Annotated in this window: 17 protein-coding genes; 13 read left to right on the top strand and 4 right to left on the bottom strand. The window is 50.3% G+C overall.

The annotated features are described in order from the left end of the window. Positions 1–130 precede the first annotated feature (130 nt). Both QOL41_RS12095 and polA read right to left on the bottom strand, forming a co-directional pair. Positions 131–1,675 (bottom strand): glycoside hydrolase family 5 protein, encoded by a 1,545-nt coding sequence (locus tag QOL41_RS12095; protein ID WP_283429965.1) that lies wholly within the window; start codon positions 1,673–1,675, stop codon positions 131–133. A gap of 143 nt (positions 1,676–1,818) precedes the next feature. Then, positions 1,819–4,626 carry a DNA polymerase I gene (gene polA / locus QOL41_RS12090; RefSeq protein WP_283429964.1) on the bottom strand — a complete coding sequence of 936 codons (2,808 nt, stop codon included), beginning with the start codon at positions 4,624–4,626 and terminating at the stop codon, positions 1,819–1,821. A 53-nt stretch (positions 4,627–4,679) separates the two neighbouring features. Between polA and QOL41_RS12085 the strand changes: the two genes are divergently transcribed. From QOL41_RS12085 to QOL41_RS12075, 3 genes are read left to right on the top strand one after another with little or no spacing between them, the layout of a single operon-like run. Beyond that, positions 4,680–5,381, top strand: a complete 702-nt coding sequence (locus QOL41_RS12085; protein WP_283429963.1) for an SIMPL domain-containing protein — start codon at positions 4,680–4,682, stop codon at positions 5,379–5,381. Between the two features lie 3 nt (positions 5,382–5,384). Then, the gene (locus QOL41_RS12080; protein ID WP_283429962.1) at positions 5,385–6,164 is read left to right on the top strand and encodes an FISUMP domain-containing protein; all 780 of its coding nucleotides are present in this window, start codon (positions 5,385–5,387) and stop codon (positions 6,162–6,164) included. Positions 6,165–6,190: 26 nt separating this feature from the next. After that, a complete protein-coding gene (locus QOL41_RS12075) occupies positions 6,191–7,348 on the top strand; it encodes an FprA family A-type flavoprotein (protein ID WP_283429961.1) in 1,158 nt (385 codons plus the stop codon). A gap of 18 nt (positions 7,349–7,366) precedes the next feature. Here QOL41_RS12075 and QOL41_RS12070 read toward each other — a convergent pair whose 3' ends face one another. Together QOL41_RS12070 and QOL41_RS12065 are read right to left on the bottom strand one after the other, a co-directional pair. After that, the gene (locus QOL41_RS12070) at positions 7,367–9,007 is read right to left on the bottom strand and encodes an NAD(P)H-hydrate dehydratase (RefSeq protein WP_283429960.1); all 1,641 of its coding nucleotides are present in this window, start codon (positions 9,005–9,007) and stop codon (positions 7,367–7,369) included. An 18-nt stretch (positions 9,008–9,025) separates the two neighbouring features. Continuing rightward, positions 9,026–9,973: a porin family protein gene (locus tag QOL41_RS12065; RefSeq protein WP_173652683.1), complete on the bottom strand. Its 948-nt coding sequence runs from the start codon at positions 9,971–9,973 to the stop codon at positions 9,026–9,028. 209 nt (positions 9,974–10,182) lie between these two features. Between QOL41_RS12065 and QOL41_RS12060 the strand changes: the two genes are divergently transcribed. The 10 genes from QOL41_RS12060 (at position 10,183) to QOL41_RS12015 (ending at position 21,780) form a co-directional block, all read left to right on the top strand. Continuing rightward, positions 10,183–11,604 carry an esterase gene (locus QOL41_RS12060; protein WP_283429959.1) on the top strand — a complete coding sequence of 474 codons (1,422 nt, stop codon included), beginning with the start codon at positions 10,183–10,185 and terminating at the stop codon, positions 11,602–11,604. 106 nt (positions 11,605–11,710) lie between these two features. Continuing rightward, on the top strand, positions 11,711–13,063 hold the full coding sequence (locus QOL41_RS12055; RefSeq protein WP_283429958.1) for a hypothetical protein: 1,353 nt from the start codon (positions 11,711–11,713) through the stop codon (positions 13,061–13,063). Between the two features lie 21 nt (positions 13,064–13,084). Then, positions 13,085–14,464 carry an ATP-binding cassette domain-containing protein gene (locus QOL41_RS12050; RefSeq protein ID WP_283429957.1) on the top strand — a complete coding sequence of 460 codons (1,380 nt, stop codon included), beginning with the start codon at positions 13,085–13,087 and terminating at the stop codon, positions 14,462–14,464. A gap of 119 nt (positions 14,465–14,583) precedes the next feature. Continuing rightward, positions 14,584–15,162 (top strand): DJ-1/PfpI family protein, encoded by a 579-nt coding sequence (locus tag QOL41_RS12045; RefSeq protein WP_173652679.1) that lies wholly within the window; start codon positions 14,584–14,586, stop codon positions 15,160–15,162. Positions 15,163–15,323: 161 nt separating this feature from the next. Continuing rightward, positions 15,324–16,448 carry an Mrp/NBP35 family ATP-binding protein gene (locus QOL41_RS12040; RefSeq protein WP_283429956.1) on the top strand — a complete coding sequence of 375 codons (1,125 nt, stop codon included), beginning with the start codon at positions 15,324–15,326 and terminating at the stop codon, positions 16,446–16,448. Continuing rightward, complete coding sequence (locus tag QOL41_RS12035) at positions 16,445–16,741, top strand: DUF971 domain-containing protein (RefSeq protein WP_088628636.1); 297 nt, start codon at positions 16,445–16,447, stop codon at positions 16,739–16,741. Before QOL41_RS12040 ends, QOL41_RS12035 begins: the two co-directional genes overlap by 4 nt. Before the next feature lie 63 nt (positions 16,742–16,804). After that, complete coding sequence (locus QOL41_RS12030) at positions 16,805–17,656, top strand: sigma-70 family RNA polymerase sigma factor (RefSeq protein ID WP_173652677.1); 852 nt, start codon at positions 16,805–16,807, stop codon at positions 17,654–17,656. Beyond that, complete coding sequence (locus QOL41_RS12025) at positions 17,656–19,371, top strand: tetratricopeptide repeat protein (RefSeq protein WP_283429955.1); 1,716 nt, start codon at positions 17,656–17,658, stop codon at positions 19,369–19,371. Before QOL41_RS12030 ends, QOL41_RS12025 begins: the two co-directional genes overlap by 1 nt. 35 nt (positions 19,372–19,406) lie before the next feature. Continuing rightward, positions 19,407–21,314 carry a tetratricopeptide repeat protein gene (locus QOL41_RS12020; protein WP_283429954.1) on the top strand — a complete coding sequence of 636 codons (1,908 nt, stop codon included), beginning with the start codon at positions 19,407–19,409 and terminating at the stop codon, positions 21,312–21,314. After that, positions 21,268–21,780, top strand: a complete 513-nt coding sequence (locus tag QOL41_RS12015) for a septal ring lytic transglycosylase RlpA family protein (RefSeq protein ID WP_283429953.1) — start codon at positions 21,268–21,270, stop codon at positions 21,778–21,780. The genes QOL41_RS12020 and QOL41_RS12015 overlap by 47 nt, the downstream gene beginning before the upstream one ends. The last annotated feature ends 43 nt before the right edge of the window (positions 21,781–21,823 follow it).

Here is a 21,823-nt window from a genome sequence, read left to right as displayed (position 1 = left end):
TGAAAAATTGCGGTGCTGAATTCTCAACAAATGTAAACTGGGGTTTACGTTTGAAAAAGAAAATTGCCGATTTTACGCGAAAATCGGCAATTACTGTTAATGAGGATACTTTTGTTAGGTGTAGAGGTTTTTACTTCACACCGACAAGCAGGGTCTTATTGGCGCTCTTGGCAAGGTATACGCCTTTGTGGAGTCCTACGAGTGAAAGTTCTGTACGGCCTGTATTCTTTTTAGATGCGCGAATCTGGTTTCCGTTTGCATCAAACAGGCGGATAGCCTTGTTGGAATAGAGCGTGTTGCCGCTGCGGATGAATTGTACCGTAGAATTCAGACCTGCGATAATTGTAGTTGTGGGTGCGCTGGAGCTGGAAGCGATTTCGCTAGAGCTCGATGCGGGCGTGTTGTTGCCGCCGGTAATAAAGTCTTCTACGTGGGTGACGCCGGTGTTGTTGTAATTGCCAAGGTTGTACACGCTGCGCATGGCGTTGATGACGTCGGTTTCAAGAACCTTGCCCACTGGTGAAGACTGACGGCGGATGTAGGCCATGTTGTCGTAGCCAGAATTGCTCTCGTTGCCCATGTCCCAGAGAATCGGGGTAAGGCCGTATTGCTTGGCGGCAGAAACAACGTCTTTATGCCACTGTACGCGGCCCTGCTTGTGAAGGTTCAGGTCGGAACCGTTCAATTCCGGGCTGCGAACGTTTGCGCCGAATTCACCGACGATGACCGGGTAGCCTTTGTCTACATAGTTTGTCTTCATTTTGGCGAATTGTTCCTGCGGGTGAACAATGCTTCCGAGCTTGGAATCGACAGAGCCTGCCCAGGCGTTGTAACCGGCGTTGTGCTTGGGTTCGCTCGCTTTGGTGTAGTCGCCATAGTAGTACTGCGGCTGAATGGGTTCGCTGGCACCCCAGTCTTGCTGGCTCGTCATAAGCGTGTACTGGTACGGATCGTAGTAATGCACTTCGAACATCAAGCGGCCTTCAACCTTGTCTTTCGGGAAGGTGCTCACCGGAGCGTTGGCGACAGACTTGTCGATGTCGGTGTTCAGACCCTGAATAATCAAGGTGCGGGTTTCGTTGTTGCCGCCCGTAGAACGCACTGCGTCAATAAATGTCTGGTAGTAGTGCATCAGCGTGGATACATGCTGCGGAGTCCACGTATTCACATTCGGGCCGGGTTCGTTGGCGCCTGCAAACATCAAGCGTTCATTGTAGTCCTTGAACTTGTTCGCAATCTGCGTCCAGTAAGTCTTCATCTTGGTGTCGATGCCGTTATCGACGCTCGTGCCGATGTTGCTCTGGAACCAGCCTCCTTCACCTTCGTGGTGAATGTTCAAAATCGTGTAGAGGCCTGCGCGCATGGCATAGTCGACTACAGTCTTTACGGAGTCGAGCCATGTTTCGGTGACCTTGCCGCCACTGGTGTGGCTGTCCCAAGCGCAGGGGATTCGGACCGTGTTGAATCCTGCCGCCTTCACGGAATCGAGCAAAGCCTGAGTCGGGTAGGGGTTACCCCAAGCCGTGGGGTTGTTCGGCACTTCCATGGAGTTGCCGATATTGAAACCCATGCCCATGTTGGCTTGGACTTCTTTGGCGGTGGGGAGCGTCGCTGCGGTCGCAGAAAGGGTTCCTGCGAGGGCGAAGAGGGCGGTTTTGGCAAGAATATGCTTCATTTTCGGTCCTTTTTCAAAATACGCCCTTAATCTATACCGAAAAATTTGAAACATATCATATAATGTGTGATGCCGATCAAAAACTATTGAACGGCTTACAACGTACGAAAAGATTTAGTTACTATGTAAATCTTTTGTAGGAGTTAATGTGCCTCTAGCCAGTTCTCGCCGAAGCCGACGCTTGCGACAAGCGGAACCTTGAGCTGCATGGCGCCTTCCATTTCGGCCTTGACCATTTGCGACATGGGTTCCACCTGGTCGCGGGGGCATTCGAATACAAGTTCGTCATGGACTTGCAACATCATCTTGAGCGGCAAGTTTTCTTCGTTGATTCGTTTTTGAATGCGGATCATCGCAATCTTGATGAGGTCTGCGGCGGAGCCTTGGACGGGAGTATTCACGGCCATGCGCTCGGCCATTTGCGATTCCATGCGGTCGCTGCTATCGATGCCTGCAATGTAGCGGCGGCGGCCCGAAAGCGTTTCCACGTAACCGTCGCGGTGGGCGGCCGCCTTGATGTCTTCGATGTATTGCTGCACGCCCTTGTACATGTCGAAGTAGCCGGTAATAAAGTCCTTCGCCTGCGACATCGGAATTTTCAGGTCGCGGCTTAAGCGGAAGGCCGTCATGCCGTAGAGTACGCCGAAATTCACCACCTTGGCGTCGCGGCGCATGTCGCTGTTGACTTCGTCGAGATTGACTCCGTAAATGGCTGCGGCGGTACGGGCGTGAATGTCGATGCCTTCCTTGTAGCTTTCGATGAGCGCTTCGTCGCCACTCAAGTGGGCGAGCATGCGCAATTCAATCTGCGAGTAGTCTACGGCGAGAATCACGTTGTCTTTGCTTTGCGGCACGAACGAGGCGCGAATCTTTTTGCCGAGGTCGCTGCGTACGGGAATGTTCTGCAGGTTCGGATCGCGGCTAGAGAGGCGGCCCGTTGCGGTGCCCCACTGGATAAAGCTCGTGTGAATGCGCTTGGTATCCGGATTCACCAGCGTCGGAAGCACCGTGATGTAGGTGCTCTGCATTTTCTTGAGTTCGCGGTATTCGATGACGGCGAAAACGATTGGATGTGGCGCCTTGAAGCTGAGTTCTTCGAGAACGACGGCGTCGGTGCTGCGCTTCTTGATTTCGGGGAGTCCGAGCGTATCGAAAAGGACTTCGCCGAGTTGCTTGGGCGAACCGATGTTGAATTCGAAACCGGCCATGTCGCAGATTTCTTTTTCCAAGTTTTCGATGCGGCGCTGCAGTTCCTGCTCCAGCGTCTTGAGGGCCGGAACATCGATGGCGACACCCACAGATTCCATCTGGAAAAGAACCTTCAAGAGAGGCATTTCCTGCTCGAAGAAATACTTCACATAATCGAGCTTTTCGAGTTCCTTCTTGAGAGGTTCCCACAGGCGAAGCGTATAGACCGCATCTTCGGCGCCGTATTCCGTCGCGTCCTTGATGTTTACGCGGTTGAAGGTAATCTGGTTCTTGCCGCGGCCAATCAAATTCTCAATCGGAATCATTTCGTGCTGCAGGCGTTGCATCACCTGGTTGTCGAGGCCAAGGCCCGATTGCCCCGGCGAAAGCATCCAAGCCGCAATCAGCGTGTCGATGAGATTTGCGTTGTCGATAGCGCTCTGCGGAATCTTGAATGTGCGGGCAAGCACGTGCAAATCAAATTTCGCGTTATGGAAAACGAGTTCGCGCGGCGATTGAATAAATTCACTAAACCATGCCTTGACCTTGTTCAAGTCGTAATTGCCCTTGGGACCTGTCGGCAGCGGGAATCCGATTTCATCAGAATGTCCCAGTGGAATGTAGTAGCCCTTGGCGGGGTCTGCCGAAAGGCAAAGCCCTACGAGGTTGCATTGCATGGGGTCGAGACCATCCGTTTCGGTGTCGATGCCCACAGTGCTTGCGGCGGCAAATTCGGCCTTCATCTGCTCGAAGATTTCATCGGTGTCAACACAAATGTATGTCGGCGGAACATCGACCGGGAAATCGGCGCTTACTACGGCGTCACCATTCGCAGAATCGGCGCTTCCGGTGCCGTCGCTTTCGCGCACAAAGCCCGTCTTGCTCGGAATGCCTTCCAAAAGGCGAAGCAGGCTGTTGATTTCGTGGTCCTTGAACATCTGCGCCAAAGTATCCACGTGCAGACCGTTGTATTCCAGCGTGTCGAGATTACCGCTAAAGGCGCGCTTGGTCTGGAGCGTCACCAGTTCGCGGCTGAGGAATGCTTTCTCGCGGTTGTTTTCCAGATTGTCATGCAAACCCTTCTTGGTCACTTTATCCAGGTTTGCGTAAAGGTTGTCCATGTCGCCAAAGTCATTCAGCAACTGGATGGCTGTTTTCGGACCTACTTTCGGAACGCCGGGAACGTTATCGCTTGCGTCACCCATGAGTGCCAAGTAGTCGCGGATTTTTTCGGGCGGAAGACCGTATTTTTCAAGCACCTGTTCCGGGCCAAAGTCAATGCCGTCGGCGCCTTTCGTCAAATGGAAAAGATGGATCTTGTCGGTTACGATTTGCGACATGTCCTTGTCTTTACTTAGAATCACCACATGGTCAAAGCCTGCTTCGACCGCGGCCATGGCGGTACTTGCCATCACGTCGTCCGCTTCGTAACCCGGTTCCGACAAGAGCGGAATTCCGCTTGCTTCTAGACTTTCGCCAAGGAGCGGCATTTGAGCCGCCATTTCTTCGGGCATGGGCCCGCGATTGGCCTTGTAGTCGGGGTAAAGTTCGTGCCTGAAGGTCTTGGTGTGCGCCACGTCGCGTGCAATGGCGAAATGCGTCGGCTTGTGCTTTGCAAGAATGCGGAGCACTGCACCCCAGTAGCCGTGCATCATCGAGACCTCTTCGCCCTGGCTGTTTTTCAGCGGGTTCTGCGAATAGGCGTAAAACATGCGGAACGCAAGCGCGTAAGAGTCGAGCAAAAGTAGAGTCTTTTCAGGCATGCATTGAATGTAGAAAATTTGTATATTGGATTTATGTAAAAAAGGAGTTGGATATGCAATCAAGAGTTAAAGAAGCAATCATTTTGGCGGTGGCCATTTTGTGCTTGGGTGCTTTTTTCTATCGCGCTCAAATTGATGTCAAGGACCGTGACCGCGTGGTGTTTGTGCGCGGACTTGCCGAACGCGAAGTTTCGGCTGATTTTGTGATTTGGCCGATTGTGTACAAAGAGGTGGGTAACGATCTTGCCGAACTTTCAGCAACGTTACAGTCCAAGTCGCAGATACTTGAAAAGTTCCTGCTCGAAAACGGCATTCAAAAAGAAAATATCACTTACTCGACTCCGGCGATTGTCGATGCCGATGGCGAACTGTACAGCGGCGGCAAGCATGCTTATCGTTATGTCGCGACAGTTGTAGCAACGGTGGCCACGAATAATGTGGAACTTGTCCGTAAGGCCATGGAAAAACAGGGCGAACTCCTGAAACATGGAATCGCCTTTAGTGGAGGCGATTACCAGTACCGCACCGTTTATAGCTTTAACGGCCTCAACGAAATCAAGCCCGCCATGATTGACGAAGCGACTAAGAACGCAAGGAGTGCTGCCGAAAAGTTTGCGAAAGATTCCGATAGCAAACTCGGCAAAATCAAGACGGCAACGCAGGGCGTATTCTCTATCGAAAACCGCGACGAAAATACGCCGTACATCAAGAAAGTCCGCGTCGTGACGAACGTGCAGTATTTCTTGGAAGATTAAACCATGAAAAAGAATGCAAAAATTGTGCCGTTCGTGTTCGTTGCGGCATTCCTTGCTGCCTGCGGTAGTGACGAATCTGGCAACCCAGATGCTTGGATTATGGAGAAAGTTCCTCCCTGTCGATCGAATTCCGAAGATAATTGTGAGTATGGATTGCTGACGGATGAACGTGATGGTCAGACATATAAAACAGTGAAAATCCACGATCTTTGGTGGATGAAAGAAAATTTGAATTACCGTTACTTGCAGCCTACTTCGTCTATGGATTCAAGTAGCTTTTGTTACAACGATACTCTTGAATATTGCGGAATAGATGGTCGTTTGTATTTATGGAGCGCCGCAATGGATAGCGCTGGCGTTTTTACCGATAACGGCAAGGGATGTGGTTATGGTTCAGAATGCAACCATGCTGCAGTGGTTCGGGGTGTTTGCCCTGCGGGCTGGCATCTTCCGAGTGAAGAAGAGTGGAATAATCTTTTTCATGCGATTGGATATGGCAACTTTATCGGCGACAAACTAAAGACGACAACAGGTTGGTATAGTAATGGAACCGATGATTATTCGTTCTCTGTTGCTCCAGTTTCTCCGATGTATTATCATGATGGACAATATGGATTCTTTCTCCGATGGGATACGTATACGGCATACTGGAGTACGGCATCAAGGGATGAATTCTATGCTGTTACAATGTACGTTACGAATGTAGATTATTATGTGTATGTTGGTGATTACTATGATTTTGCAAAGATAAATGCATATCCTGTCCGCTGCGTGAAGGATTAGTATATTTTCCTCAAAAAGGAGTCTCTATGAAGAATTTTAGCGAAAATATCAAGTACGTCGGTGTCGATGACCGCGACATCGATTTGTTCGAAGGTCAGTATGTGGTGCCCGAGGGCATGGCGTACAATTCTTATGTGATTGTAGACGAAAAGATTGCCGTGACGGATACGGTCGATGCGCACAAGGTGGGCGAGTGGCTTGCCAATCTGGAAGCCGCTCTCGCTGGCCGCAAGCCGGATTACTTGGTAATTCACCACCTGGAACCGGACCATGCCGGTGGCATTGCTGATTTTGTGGCGAAGTACCCGGAAGCAACGCTTGTTTCTTCGGCGAAGGCTTTCGCGCTCCTGCCGCAGTTCATGACTCTCCCTGAATCGGTCAAGAAGCAGACCGTGAAGGAAGGCGATACGCTTTCGCTCGGTGCGCACACGTTACAGTTTATCGGTGCCCCGATGGTACACTGGCCCGAAGTGCTGTTCAGCTATGAACAGAGTGAAAAGGTGCTGTTCGCAGCCGATGCATTCGGCAAGTTCGGCGTGTACGATGCCGACCCGGATGACTGGGCATGCGAAGCCCGCCGCTACTACTTCAATATCGTGGGCAAGTACGGCAACCAGGTGCAGGCGGTTCTCAAGAAGGCGGCTGCACTCGACATCAAGACGATTTGCCCGTTGCATGGCCCCGTGCTCACCGAAAATCTCGGTTACTACATCGACAAGTACAACACCTGGAGCAGCTACGCTCCCGAAGACAAGGGCGTGCTCGTGGCATTTGCCTCGATCTACGGTGGAACCAAGAAGGCCGCTGAAAAGCTTGCCGAAAAGTTGACCGCCGCCGGTGTCGAAAAGGTCGTGGTCTCTGACCTTGCCCGCAGCGACATGGCCGAAGTCATCGAAGACGCCTTCCGTTACGACCGCATGGTGGTGGCCGCTCCCACGTATGACGCGGGCCTCTTCCCGGTGATGGAAGATTTCCTCAATCACCTCAAGGCAAAGAACTATTCTAACCGCAAGGTGGGTGTCGTGGAAAACGGCACTTGGGCTCCCATGGCCGCTAAGAAAATGACGGAAATCCTCGCCACGCTCAAGAACGTGACGCTCGCCGAAACCGTGGTAACGGTGAAGTCGACGCTCAGCGCCGAGTCCGAAGCAGCGATGGATAAGCTTGTGGCCGAGATGGTTTAGTAGATAGAATGAGCCCGATTAGCAACCGAATGCTGCGGGCAACATTTCAATGACGTCAGTCGGGAGCATGCCGAATGCTCCCATTTTTTCGCGCGTGAGTCTGCCGGCTTTCTGGTGCAGGAGTGCGCCGAGTACGGCTGCTTCAGCGGTCGGCAAACCTTGTGCAAGGAGAGCTGTGATAATGCCGGTAAGCACATCGCCTGCGCCGCCTTTAGCAAGGCCAGAATTGCGGGCCGGAATCACGTACACGCGTCCATCGGGAATCGCCACATAAATGGGGCAACCCTTTAGAACGATTGTAATCTTGAACTGTGTCGCAAACTGTTGCAGGTATTCCGGATAGAAATTCTCGTTTGCCGGAAGCGGGCCAAAGTTGCGTTCCCATTCACGCTTGTGCGGCGTGATAATGGCATTCGTGGGGCCGCCTTCCATGCAGAAGAATGCGGAACCGCAGGCATTAATGGCGTCGGCATCGACAACCACGGGAATCTGCAATCCGGTCAAGAACATGCGGACGGCATCTTGCGTTTCGGTGTCGGTTCCAAGACCAGGGCCAATAGCAATGGCATTCTGGTGCATCGCTAAATCTTGCAACTGCATCAAGTGCATAATCGAAAGCTTGTCCGTCGTAGCATCTCCGATTCCGTAGAATACGGGCTCGTCAAGCTTTGATTGCAACGCCGGGAGTAAGGCCTTTGGTGTCGCGGTCGTGACAAGGCCTGCACCGCTGCGGAGGCATGCCTTGGTACAAAGGGCGGCGGCACCGGTCATATTGCCGGAACCAGCAATCACCATGGCTGTACCTTGGCTACGCTTGTCGCCAAATTCGTCGCGGTCGGGGAGCAGGGCGGGAATGATGTCTTCGGTTGCCAGGAAAACGCCCGACAAAACTTTGTCGATTTGACTGTCCGGATAATCAAGCGGTTCAACGCTAGTCTTGCCGAAAACGCGGGCGCCTTCGTTGGTGTAGGCGTCCAAGCGCGGTAGCCCGAAAACAAGCGTCTCGGTGGCGTGAACGCAGTTTTCGCCGCAGCGGTGTTCCGAAGAATCAAAACCGGTGGGAGAATCTGCTGCAAGAATCGGAATGTTCCAGTCGTTCAGAGCAATTACCACTCGTGCAAATGCTGGGCGAAGTTCGCCCGAGGCTCCATTGCCGAGCATGCAGTCCACAGCAAGTGCGAACTTGGGGTCGTGAACGGGAAGGTCATTTATGTAAATCAGCTTGCCGCCACTTTCCGAAAAATCCTTGTAGGCCATGGCGGCTTCGTTCTTGAAAGTCTCAGCCTGGGCAAGCGAATAGATGGTGCAGGGAATGCCCGCATCTATCAGCAATTTTGCAAGAACAAGTCCGTCACCGCCGTTGTTTCCGCCACCGACAAATACGGCAACGGTTTTGCTTTCGGGCTTTTCGCCGAGCATGGCGACTGCTTTTTCAAAGAGCTTTCGGCCCGCAAGTTTCATGAGGCCGTATCCGGCATCGATTGCGGTTTCGAACTCGTCGATGTTTGCGGATTCTATGCCTGCTTGTGGATCCCAGAACGGAGAAAATCCCGATGTCGAAACGCGGCTTCTCTTGGTGTCGCCGTCAAGAAAACGCATGGCTTCGGCAGTCACTACCGGAGCGCATTCTTTGTATGTAAGACCAAAAAGGTTTTTCATACTATTACTTTTATTGCATTACATGAACCAGTAGCTAATGCCTGCCTTGAACTTCATCATTCTTGCGCCAGACATATTGACCAGAGAATATTCGCCTTCTTCGGCGGTATCGCCGTCTGCGTAGTCGTCGAGAGATTTTACGTCCGGGTAAAGTTCGGAGAGTCCCATGTAGAAGCGTAAATCAACAAAAAGTCCTGCAACAATATTGTAACCGGCGCCAGCGACAATGCCTACGCCAAAGGTTGCCTGTTCCACTTTTTCGGTGGTTTCGATCTTGAAATTGAGAACGGAATTTTCGATGGGGTCGATTTCAGACTTGCTGTTTATGGTCAAGTTGATTTGTGCACCGCCCGATACGTAGAACTTATCAGCGATAACGCCGCGCAGCATCAAGGGAATTTCCAAATCTGTGGTGGTGTATTTGCGTTCATGATCCATGTATTCGTGGTTGGTGCTTATGTAGGCCACGTTGATTTCGGGAGCAAAGAAAAGGTTGGGTATCATCTGGACGCGAACCATGAGACCGCCTTCAAAACCAAAGCCAGACGGTGTGCCGCTGATATCGCTGTCGTTGTCCAAGTCATCCTTGAATCCGAACATTCTGCCGTAATCGAAAGCGAGCCTTAAACCGAAGCCCGTTTTGTTGACGGCCGGTTTAGATTCTGCGTAATCGTCATTTTGTGTGTTGGCCGGTTCGGTAGCCTGCGTGTTATCCTGAGCCTGGTACTGCGGAACAACGGGCTGGCTAGGGGCGGCTTCGGTATTGCTTGCCTGTTCTGCTTCTTCGGCAGGTTCGCTAGCCTGGTCTGCAAATTGATCTTCGGTTTGGTCGTTGAATTGGTCAGAGGGCTGGTCGGCGACCTGTTCTTCGGCTTGGGCTTCGTATTCAGATTCGAAGTCGTCTTGTGCGAAAGAGACTGATGCGAGCAAGAGTGAGCTGGCAAAGAGCGTCCAAAGCTTTTTCATATTTTCTCCAAACTAAATGTTATTTATGTAATAAAATAGTATATTCCGCCCTATTCCTTTTAAATACGTGTGAAAAAAGGTTGTAAATCGATACTCTTGTAAATATCCCTAAACCTCTTTTGGATATTTTGTCCAAAGCAATTGCGTCTTGGCGTGGAATATAGCCAACATTTGAAATTATTTTCATAAATAGCAATAAAGGAGCATTTATGAAAAAGAGTGTTTGGGAACCTCTAGCTCTCGCTTGCGCAATGGCTGTATCGGCTAGTGCCTATACGCTTACGGGCAAAGTGAGTGATGATCAGGGCGGCGCCGTTAGTGGTGCTGCTGTTTCGCTTGTCAAAAAAGGTCTTTCGACAACGACCGATGACAAAGGTGAATTTAAATTCCATGAAGAGGAAATGTCCGTGATGGGGCGCGTGCTTCCGGGCTATATAAGCGTCAATAACGGTGTGCTTTCGTTTTCTCAACGTTCCAGCGAACCCGTACAAGTCCAAATCTTCGACATGATGGGCAATCGCCTGTTGAGCGAAACCCTTTATGGTTCGGGCAGCCTCGATTTGCAGGCTTGTGTCAAGGCTCAGGGTTCTTATTATGCGAACGTAAAAATCGGATCGGCTCAGCGTAGCATTCGCTTTACATCGAACGGTAATTATGGTTCGTCTTATAGTGGCAACACAAAGACGGCTCTCAAGAGGTTGACAACGACCGAAACGCTCAAGGTCATCGCCGATGGCTTCGATACGCTTTCGGTGGTGCTCACCAATCTCGATACGAATTTGGCTCTCACGCTCAAAAAGCAAAAACAGGAACCGCAGTATGCCTACGGTTGGGGCTTGAAGAACGATCCGGTTCCCACGCGTGGTTGCGGCAAGACTTGGAGCCGCGTCAAGTCCGGCAGCTACGAATTCCAGTGGAGCAAGGGCAAGCGCACTATCCGCATTGATATTCCCGATAATTATGACAACAAGAAACCGTACAAGCTTATTTTCGGCATGCATTGCATGGGTGGCTGGGCCGGCGGTGTGCAGCAAGAAGGCTATTATGGTTTAAAACCGCTCGATACCCAAAAGACGGCAATCTTCGTTGCGCCGGAAGGTAACGGAAACCAGGCCCCGTGGGGTCAAGATGACTACCTGCTCTTCGATGAACTTTTGGCCGATTTGCAGAGCAACCTTTGCATTGACTCTAGCCGCGTGTTCTCGACTGGATTTAGCTACGGCTCCATGTTCAGCAATGGCCTTTCCTGGAACCATCAGGATGTGCTCCGTGCTGTAGCTGTATACGAAACTGCCGAACGTAACATCTGGCTCCCGCAGCGCCAAAAGAAGGGTGTCGGTTGGATGGGTGTGCTTGGCTTGCAAGACAACCTTTGCACTCCGACGATGGGTCGCGCCGCTCGCGATATCATCCTGGAACTCAACTCCGAAGGCGGCAAGGCCAAAAACGAAAAGGCCCAGGAATACGGCGGCAACGGTCCGCACGTGTGCTACGATTACACTACTGTTGAAGAACGCTTCCCGGTTCGCTGGTGCACACAGAACGGCGGCCACATCTGGGATCACAAGGACCCCGGCCAGAATAAAACTTGGGTTCCGCAGGCCACATGGGATTTCTTCAATAAGTTCTAGAGTTTCCTATAACACATCCAAAAAAACTCCCCAGAGCAGTCCGGGGAGTTTCTTGTATTGGTAAGATAAAGCTATTTTAAGAAAAATCACGTTTGGAAAAAACTAAATGAAAAAGTTCCTAATTATTCTGTTAATTTCGGCCATTCCGTTTTTACTTGTTGTGGGATTTTGCGGCTATCACCTTTATCGTGTGCTTTCTTTGGATCCGGGCTTTTTCTTGTCTGACGAAGATTTCCATAGCTCGGAAAAGGCGTTGGATATGCTTATTTATTCAAAGCATTTTTCGCAGGGGCTTGCATGCGGAGAAGTACCGCGTTACATGAGAGAGGATAATTTTGATCCGAAAGAGCTTTTGGAAGTTGGAGCTACGGCGGATTTCTTCTTTAAATTGCCAGAAATCCCAGGACAGCAATCTGAATACGAATTGTCGCAACGATACGTGAGGGATTCTTTGGAGGGAGAACTCCGTTCGACGTGGGGCGAGGGAACTTTATTTACGCATTATTCGAAAGACGATAGTTGTTTCCGAGTTGCAACAGAGATTAAAGCGGAATCTGCAGATTCTGTTGTTACATTGATGACGGACTTTTCGGGAAACTCTGGCTTGTATGTGGGAAAGCGCAAAAATGGGGTGGTGACGGAATGCGTTGCCTGTAAGTGGCGTGACGGACACTGTGACGAGGTAATTAGCGAAAATAAAATGAAACTGGATTCCGTTTCTGGAAAAATGCTCAGTTATACGTTTAATACGCGAGAAGTTTATGCCGAAGGTACTTTGCATGTGAGTGATGGGCTCGGTGCAGAAGAAATGTTGTTTGATAATTTGCAACGCCCGGTTCTGTATAAAATAGGTGGTCACTTTTATCGCTATGAATATTCTTCGAACGATACGGCGGATTACAGCGTGAAGATATTTGACGAATCAAAACGGAATGTCGCCTTTTATAAGAGAAAGTTTAAGGAAAATCGTGAAATCGTCAAATACGGTGGCAAACGCTATGAAATGGAAATTACTCGTTATTACGAGAATGAAAAATTAGTGAAGGAAATTTCGGATGAAATATGGTTTTATAAGTTTGTGAATTCTCGGACCAAACTATTTGATGCTGCTGGCAACAGTGTGCTAGATTCGTCTTTCTATGAAGAGACTTTTTTCCCTGGATGGCGGTATTCCCCCAATTCAGTTATCACAACACACGAATATGGTGAAAATGGAAAACTCAAATCTTATGCTCAATATAAGGAGTCGTATTGGAGAGATTTCCCATTCGTTTTTCTTCCGCTTCATTTCGAATCAAGAGACAAAATCGGAAAGCTTTCGCTTGATTACAACGAGGCTGGACTTTTAAAATCGGTAACGGATTCAACAATGCTGCGGATTGTCTTTTCGAACGAAAAACTCGATAATGTTAAGGAATGCAAGGATCCGTATCAACCTTCTAGTTATTTGAATCCGTAACTTTTTTCTAAATTTGGGCGCATGGAATTCAAGCGTTTTGAGGCTCTGATTGAAATGTTCCCGCAGGTGCAGATTTTCAGCACCGAGGGCGAAGATCTTGATAGAGTCATTACCCATTTTTTGAATCAGCAAGAAAATGTCTCCACCATGTCGGAGGCGATGCAACGTAAGATTCAGCATGCGCTCGCGCCGTTCTTTCAGCAGCGCTTTATTAGCCTGCACGACGAAGAAGCTCCGCTGGTGCGTCACTTGCTCTTGAAAAAGAAGTTCTTTTTGCAGACCGACCGCTATATCGACGATATGGCATGGCCTGAAACTGACCCCGATAAATTGGAAGAAGCGTTAAAGATTGCGGATTTGACCGACGAAGTTCTGGAACGCAAGCTTTTGAGTCTTTCGAACGGAGAACTGCGTCGCGTATTGCTTGCCCGCATGTGGATGGAAAAACCCGAGTGGGTTTACTTTAACGATTTGTTTGGTGGCCTCGATCCGGAATACCGCAGGCACTTGGCGGCCAGCGTGGTTCAGCTTTCAAAACGCGATGGCTTGAAGGTGGCGGTGCGCCTTGCCCGTGAAGATGAATTACTGCCTGAAATTCCGGCGTTCGTTTACGCCAACAAGACTTTTACTCCGTATGCAGGCGAATTGCCAACTGAAGTTGCCGCCCCCAAGTATTCCAAGAAGGAATTGAAGGGCTACGAGATTGTGAATCTCGGCACTCCCGACACTTCGGACCCTGAAATTCTTTTCGAGCTCAAGAACGTGAATGTTCGATTTGGCGAAACCGATGTGCTCAAGAATCTGAACTGGACTGTTCGCAAGGGAGAACATTGGGCGGTCATGGGCGAAAACGGTGCCGGCAAGAGTACGCTGCTTGGCATGCTTACCGCAGACCACCCGCAGATTTACAACAACGAGATTACCCTTTTGGGCGAACGCCCGGGCCATGGCCTGAACATTTGGGATCACAAGGCAAAACTCGGATTTTTCTCGCCGGAACTTGCGCTCCAGTATCGCGAAGACCTTAGCTTGTCCGAAGTCTTGTGCACGGGCTTTACCGCAAATCTTTGTAAGGCTGACAATACCACTTGGGAAGAACGCGCAAAGGCAAAGGAATGGCTGAACTATTTGGGTTTTGAAGATGTGAACGCTCGCTACCGCGATTTGTCGCCAATCGACAAGCGCGTGGTGCTTATGGCGCGTGCGGCTATCCGCCCGCCCAAGGTGCTTTTGCTTGACGAACCGACTCAAGGCCTCAAGGGTGAATACCGCGACAAAATCTTTAGCTTGTTGCAGTTGCTTTCGAAAGAAACGACAATTATCTTGGTAAGTCATTACGAAGAAGAATGGCCGCCTTGTATGACACACTTGCTGAGAATGCCCAAGTTCTCTGGAACCTAGTTCTAGAATTAACTTGTTAAAAATTATATACGTACTTTTGAGTAACGTTTTATGTATTTTATTAGTCCAACTTATGTTGGCTGTAAAAAACACAACAAACTACTTATCAGGAGTGCGTAATGACAAAGAAAGTTCTGCTTCTCTGCGGCGATTTTACCGAAGACTATGAAACCATGGTTCCGTTCCAGTCGATGTCTATGTTGGGCTACCAGGTAGATGCGGTGTGCCCCGACAAGAAGGCTGGCGACACGGTTGCAACTGCAATTCACGATTTTCTGGGCGAACAGACTTATTCTGAATCTCGCGGACACAACTTTGCGCTCACCGCTGACTTTGATGCGGTAAAAGTGAAGGATTACGAAGGCTTGTTCATTACCGGCGGCCGTGCTCCGGAATACATTCGCCTCAACGAACGCGTGCTCAAGATTGTGAAGGAATTCTTCAAGGCTAAGAAACCGGTGGCTGCAATTTGTCACGGTCCGCAGGTGCTTGCGGCTGCTGGCGTACTGAAGGGCTACAAGGCTACGGCTTATCCCGCAGTCGGCCCGGATATCACTCTTGCTGGCGGCAAGTATGTGGCCGTGAACGTAGACGAAGCTGTCGTAGACCGCAACTTGGTTACTGCTCCGGCATGGCCTGGCGATACGGCGATTGTCCGCGAATTCGTGAAGCTCATGGGCGCAAAAATCAAGATTTAATTTTTAAAAACAGACTCTTTCTATAAAAGACGCGTACTGTTGGTACGTGTCTTTTTTCGCTTTGCGAAAAATCTAAATTTTGATTCAGAAACAAACTCATACCTCAAAGCGAGCTTGCGAGCGACCTCATCGTTCAAAGGCGCGCGGCGCCGACCTACATTATGCAGTTGAATGAACAGACTATTATGACGGCCCTGCAGGCGGTCCAAGACCCAGACCTGCACAAGAATATTGTCGAACTGAACTTCGTCCAGAATCTTAAGATCGATGGCGACAAGGTGAGCTTTGATCTTAAGCTTACAACGCCGGCATGCCCGATCCGCGACAAGTTCAAGGACCAGTGCATTACGATTGTGAAGTCGCTTGGCGCAAGCGAAGTGAATGTGACGTTTACCGCACAAGGTCGCGTGGATAGCTCCAATACGGCGGCGCAGGCTCCGAAAGTTTCGTACATCGGCGATGTCGCTCATGTGGTGGCGGTCGCAAGCGGCAAGGGCGGCGTAGGCAAGTCCACCGTGACGGCAAACCTCGCTATGGCGTTGAGCCTCTCGGGCGCCCGAGTGGGCATTCTGGATGCCGACATTTATGGCCCGAGTATGGGTCTCATGTTCGGTATCGACCGCGCTCCCGAAGTTTTTGAAGACAATACGATTGCCCCGGTCGAAGCAAAGGGCGGTATTAGCATTGTGTCTATGTGCATGTTTGCCGACAGCGACAAGGCGACCATTTGGCGTGGCCCGATGGTGTCGCAAATGATTCAGCACTTTATCCATCATGTGCGCTGGGGCAAGCTCGACTACCTGCTGGTGGACTTTCCTCCTGGAACAGGCGACATTCAGCTGACCCTTACGCAGAATTGCCCGATGGCGGGTGCTGTGGTGGTGACCACTCCGCAAGAAGTAGCCCTTGCAGACTGCCGAAAGGGACTTGCTATGTTCGATTCCGTGGGCGTACCTGTGGTGGGCGTCGTCGAGAACATGAGTTACTTTATTTGCGACCAGTGCGGCAAGGCTCATCATATTTTCCGTGAAGGTGGTGGAGACCGCATTGCCAAAAGTTGGGGCGTGCCGGTTATTGCAAAGGTTCCGCTCGAACCCGCGGTTGCCGATTGTGGCGACCAAGGAACTCCTGCCGTGCTCCGTGACCCCAATTCTGAATCGGCCAAGGCGTTTATGCAGGCTGCCGATGCCATGGTGCGCACGCTCTCGGTATTCAAGACCGAAGGCGACGGTGTGCTCAAGACGTTCAATTATGAATTCGCAGAACTCCCCGAGGAGGATGTATGATCCAGCCCAAGAAAGTATTTAGGACAAAGGATGGCCGTCTCGGTTTTGAATGGAACGACGGTAGTCGCGGCGCATGCGCTATTCGCGATTTGAGATTGGCTTGTCCGTGTGCATTGTGTGTCGATGAACATACAGGCGAAAAACTTTTGGATGAATCTACTGTGCCTCAAGATATTACGCTTGTCAAAGTGCAGTCGATTGGTCGCTATGCAGCGGGCCTTACCTTTAGCGATGGGCACAATTCGGGAATTTACCCTTACGAAAAGCTATATAACTTGACGAAAACAAAGTAAAAAGACATATTTGGATAGTCTTCAAGGGGAATTTCCTTAGAAGAATTGAAGGTATGTATTTCTATGAGTGATGCAAACGAAGCGCTTTATTTTAGGGATCTGAATAGGTTTCCGACCCTGAGTCCTCAGGAAGAAGAGGCTCTGCTTGCGATTATCAAGAGCGATCAGGCGGAAGAAATCCGCAAGTCGGCCTTGCAACGCCTCATTCGGGGTAACCTCCGTTTTGTGGTGAGTGTCGCAAGAAAGTATCAGGGGCGTGGACTTTCCCTGCTTGATTTGATTAACGAAGGAAATATCGGCCTGTTCAAGGCGGCAAAACGCTTTGATATGGGTAAGGATGTCAAGTTTATTTCTTATGCGGTCTGGTGGATTCGCCAGTCTATCCAAAAAGCCCTGTTTGAACAGGTGGGCGCGGTCCGAATTCCGCCCAACAAGCTTGCCTTGGTCAACCGCTTTAAACGTGCCTTGATGCAGAACGACGGTGACTACGATCGTACCATTGCCATGGACGAATTCGCACCGTTCGAAAAGGACATCGTCGAGGTCATGGAAAAAATCGTGGACATTTCGCTCGATGCCCCCATTGGCGACAGCACGAATGTCGGCGGTAACGGTGACACGGTCAGCACGCTTATGGATGTCTTGGGTTCCGACGGAAACCAGGACGAAGACATGGAAAAGGATGAACGCCGTAAGCTCATCCAGGAAACCTTGTCCGCCCTGCCGCAGCGCGAAGAAGAAATCCTTCGCATGTTCTACGGACTTGATACGGTTGAAGATACGACGCTCAAGGATATCGGTGAAGATTTGAAACTGAGCCGTGAACGCGTTCGCCAGATCAAGAACAAAACCTTGCGTCGTCTCCAAAAGAGCAAGGAACATAAAGAAAAACTGGCTGATTTCTTGGAAAAGTAATGGCGTATTCGTCTTGGGCAGCCCGTAGGGCTGCATACTTGTTTTTGACCCTTTGTTGCGGAGCCCTGCTTACTTTTGCGGGCTTTCGTATTTATGATGTTTATGGCCCTAGTAAAATTTCGGTAGGCGGCATTCCTTACGGTTTGCCTGCCGGTTCGACCGTTGCCCGTGGTGATACCCCGGATTTGACAGCCGACATTGCCAAGGTTCCGGTGCAGGTGCAAACAGAACTTCGCCGTGCGACAGAACTTGCCCGTTCGGGCTCTTACCAGGCAGCCTATGATATTTATGATGGCGTGATTGTTCTTTATCCGGACCTGTTGCCGGCCCTTCTCGGACAAATTAATACTTTGTTTGAAATGAGCCCGCTTTCGGATAATCAGCAGGACCGTCTTTCTCTTTTGATTGGTAAGCTTCAGGCCCGCTTGCCGGGTTCCGGCGTGTCGACTTACGTTGAAAGCCGTAAAATTTACCAGACCGGCAATGCAGCCGCTGCTCTTGAACTTGCTCGCGTGGCCTCTGAACGTGCGCCCGCCTTGTACCAGACTAGGCTTTGGTATGGCCAACTCCTCATGGAAAATGGCCGATTCTTGCAGGCTGCAAATGAATTCAAGACGGTGGTGAGTCTCTCGAGTGGCGATGTCCCTGCCGCCTACGAAAACCTTGCTGACCTTTATCACCGTAGCGGACAGTTGGATAGCTGCGCTGCCGTGGTCGAATACGCCCTTTCTCAGTATCCGATGAATGTCAAGCTCTTGCTTTTGCAGGGCTACATGGATGAATACCAGGGCCACTTTGATGCTGCCGAAAAAATTTACCAGCGCATTCTGGCGTTCATGCCGGATTACGCTCCTGCCCGAGATGCTGTTTCTACTCTGGGTGAAAAATCTCCTCCGGGCCCGGGTAACGGCGTGGTTCTTTCTCCGCAAGACCGTGCGCAGACCGCCCTCGATATTTTGGAACCCATGGTCGACAAGTATCCCGAAAACCTGCCGCTCAAGGAAGCTCTTGGCCGCGCTTATTTGAAGGGCCGCCAGTTTGACCTTGCCCGCAAGCAGTTCCAGGAAATCCAGAAAATCGATCCGGAATACCCTGATATTCAGCAGCGCATTCAGGAATCGAACATTACAAGGCCCGCTCCGATTAACAAGAACGACGGCTTGACCGCGAACCTGAACCGTGCTGTCGATAGCCTCCGTGAAACGATGGCTCCGTCTACGGTTCATGACTTCTCGACCATGCTTGGCCATTATGTGGTGCGCTATGGTGCAACGCCCAAGGAATTCTTCAAGAAGTATTCTATCGGAAACTTCAGGCCTGTGGCAAAGAATGTCTGGCAAGAAACCTTCTTTATTGCTCCGTACATGCATACTTACACGGTTGTCTTCGATTCTTTGAATCATTTCCGCGAAGTGCATGTTGTCGTGCATGACTCGTCTTCGACCACGAATCATTTTGGAATTGCCCCCGAAATCTATACTCGACTTCTGAAGCAAAACTCCAGAATCTCGGGTATTGGCAACAGCACTGGCGAAACCGATTGCGGTGACGGCCTGATTATCGATGCTGCCGTATGGGAAACGCAGGACAACTTTGAAATGCTTGCCCGCGTGGTGGGTAAACCGGCCGAAGTCCGTATGGTCCGCTTTGACAAGTCTGCGCTCCCGCCAGGCCTCAAGCTCTGCGATTACACGAAGTACTTGAACCAATACTAGGGTTTTAAAGACTCTAATTTTGTATCTTTACTCCCATGCTACGTATCCGCTACATGGCACTTGTAATGCTCGCCCTCGTGTTCGAGGGGTGTACTTGCTGTGCTTACTTGAACCATATGTTCAATGCGGAACGCCTGGATGAACAGGCCGGAGAAATGCGCCAAGCTCGCTTGGACAGCATTCCCGATAGTGAAAATTCTCTGCCCGGTTCCGAAGAACGCCAGAAATACGACAAGATTATCGAAAAAGGCTCTCGCGTGCTGGAACGTTTCCCCAAGAACAAAAAACGTACCGCCGAGGCAGTGTTCTTGATTGGTGAATCTTTCCGCCATAAGCATGAATGGGGCAAGGCTATTACCAAGTACGACGAATTTGAACGCTACTTTGCCGACCACGATTCTATGCAGGCGGTCGAATACCAGCGTGCTTATTGCCTTTATCGCAATCACGAATATAACATTAGCCGTTTCGCCTTGGAACCGGTAATTGCTTCTAAGGATCACCCGTATTACTTCCAGGGCTTGAACCTTCTTTCGTTGCTCGACGAACAGGCTGAATTCCCGGACCAGGCAATTGCCTCTTTGGAAGCGGTCTTGGCCGATACCGCAGGTACGCCCTTTATGCGCGGTAAGGCTCATTTCAGACTTGCGGGTCTTTATTTCAAGAAAGAAAACTGGGACAAGTCTCGCGAACATTATACCGCTAAAGAAATTAAGGAATTGAACCCGCGTGAACAGCAAACGGCGGGGGAGCAGGCTGCAGAATGCTTGGCTAACCGCAAGGAATACCTGCAGGCCGCCGACGAATACAAGGAACTCTACAAGAATCCGGAATATGAAACCAAACAGCCGGAATACCTGGTTCGCATTGGCGAACTGACCATGTTGGGTGAACGTCATGCCGATGCAATTGTCATTTTGCAGAAGGTGAATACGGAATACCCGCGCTCTGAACATGCGTCGCGTAGTTATTTCTGCTTGGGCGATTACGAACAGCACAAGCGTATTGATTACGACAAGGCAATCGTTTATTACGACAGTAGCTTTATTTCTCGCACCATCAGCAAATGGGGCCAGGAAAGCCGCGACCGTCGCGATGCCCTTAAGCGCTTGGTGGCCATGCGTACCAAGAACGATAGTGCCCGCAAGGATTCCATTCCGAATGTCGACAATTTCTTCAAGTCTGAATTCCTGATTGCCGAACTGTTCTTGTTCAAGCTCGACGAAGTCGATAGTGCCGTTGCTCGCTTGAATACGGTGATTGAATCGGGCGACAGCGCAAAGTCTTTGCGCGCCCTCTATGCAAAGGCGTTCATTTTCGACGAATACATGCATGACCCCGATGGCGCCGAAGAAATCTACAAGCAAATCATGGAAAAGTATCCGGAAACGGAATACGCAAAGCAGGCTCAAGTGAACTTGGGTATGCGTGTGACTTTAAAGACTCGCGAAGATATGGCCAAGGAAAAGTACATGGTGGCCGAAAGTCTCTGGACAATCGCTACCGAAATGCCCTTGGATCAAATGGATTTGGTCGATTCGGCTTATGCCCGTGCATTCACGCGTTTCGATAGCCTGTATCAGGAATTCCCCGAAACGCAGGCTGGCATTCAGGCCCTTTACATGAAGGCGATTTACTTCCAGATGAATCCGGAACGTATCGACAGCACCATGGTCACTTACAAGCTCCTTCGCGACAAGTATGGTCAAACCCCTTGGGGCAAAAAAGCGGCTTCGCTCATGAACAACCGCTTGACCATTACGGATCAGGATTTGGAACGCTTGCGCAAGCGCGTCAAGAGCAGCCAACTTCATGTGGAAAAGCTGTCTGCACAGTATTATGAAGGTTTGAACAAGGCGCCCGAAGAAAAGCAGGCCGAAGTCAAGAGCCAGGAAGATGAAATTCTTGAAAACACATACAACAGCATGTACGATTTTGAGTAAGCGTGGTCTGTTTGTTGCACGAATTGCATTGTTCGTGGCTGTAGCACTGCTTTTGTCTAATTGTGCCACCGGCAATGCCAAAATTGCTTCTCGCCAGGGTCACGACCGTTCTGTAGAAAAAACGCAGACACAGACCACTAAGTCGGGTAAAAAGAAAAAGACGGCTGCCATCGGTACCACGTTCGAAGGCGAAGCAAGCTACTACGGCCCCGGTTTCGATGGTAAAAAGACTGCTAGTGGCGAAATTTTTAATCAGAATGATTTTACTTGCGCCCACAAGAAACTTCCGTTCGGAACGATTCTCGAAGTGGTTCGCAAAGATTCTGGCGCAAAGGTTAGAGTGCGCGTGAATGACCGCGGTCCCTTTGCTAAAGGCCGTGTACTGGACTTGAGCGCTGCCGCTGGCAAAAAGCTTGGCCTCGAAAAAGTCGGCCACGCCAAAGTCACCGCAACCGTTGTGGAATAATCCCTAAAATCGCGAAAATTGCAGATGTCATAATTTGACATCT

Origin of the sequence: Fibrobacter sp. UWB10 (genome assembly GCF_900182935.1) — a bacterium.
GTDB lineage: Bacteria > Fibrobacterota > Fibrobacteria > Fibrobacterales > Fibrobacteraceae > Fibrobacter > Fibrobacter succinogenes_O.
Note: the sequence above shows the minus strand (reverse complement) of the source record. Positions and strands in the feature narration are given on the sequence as shown.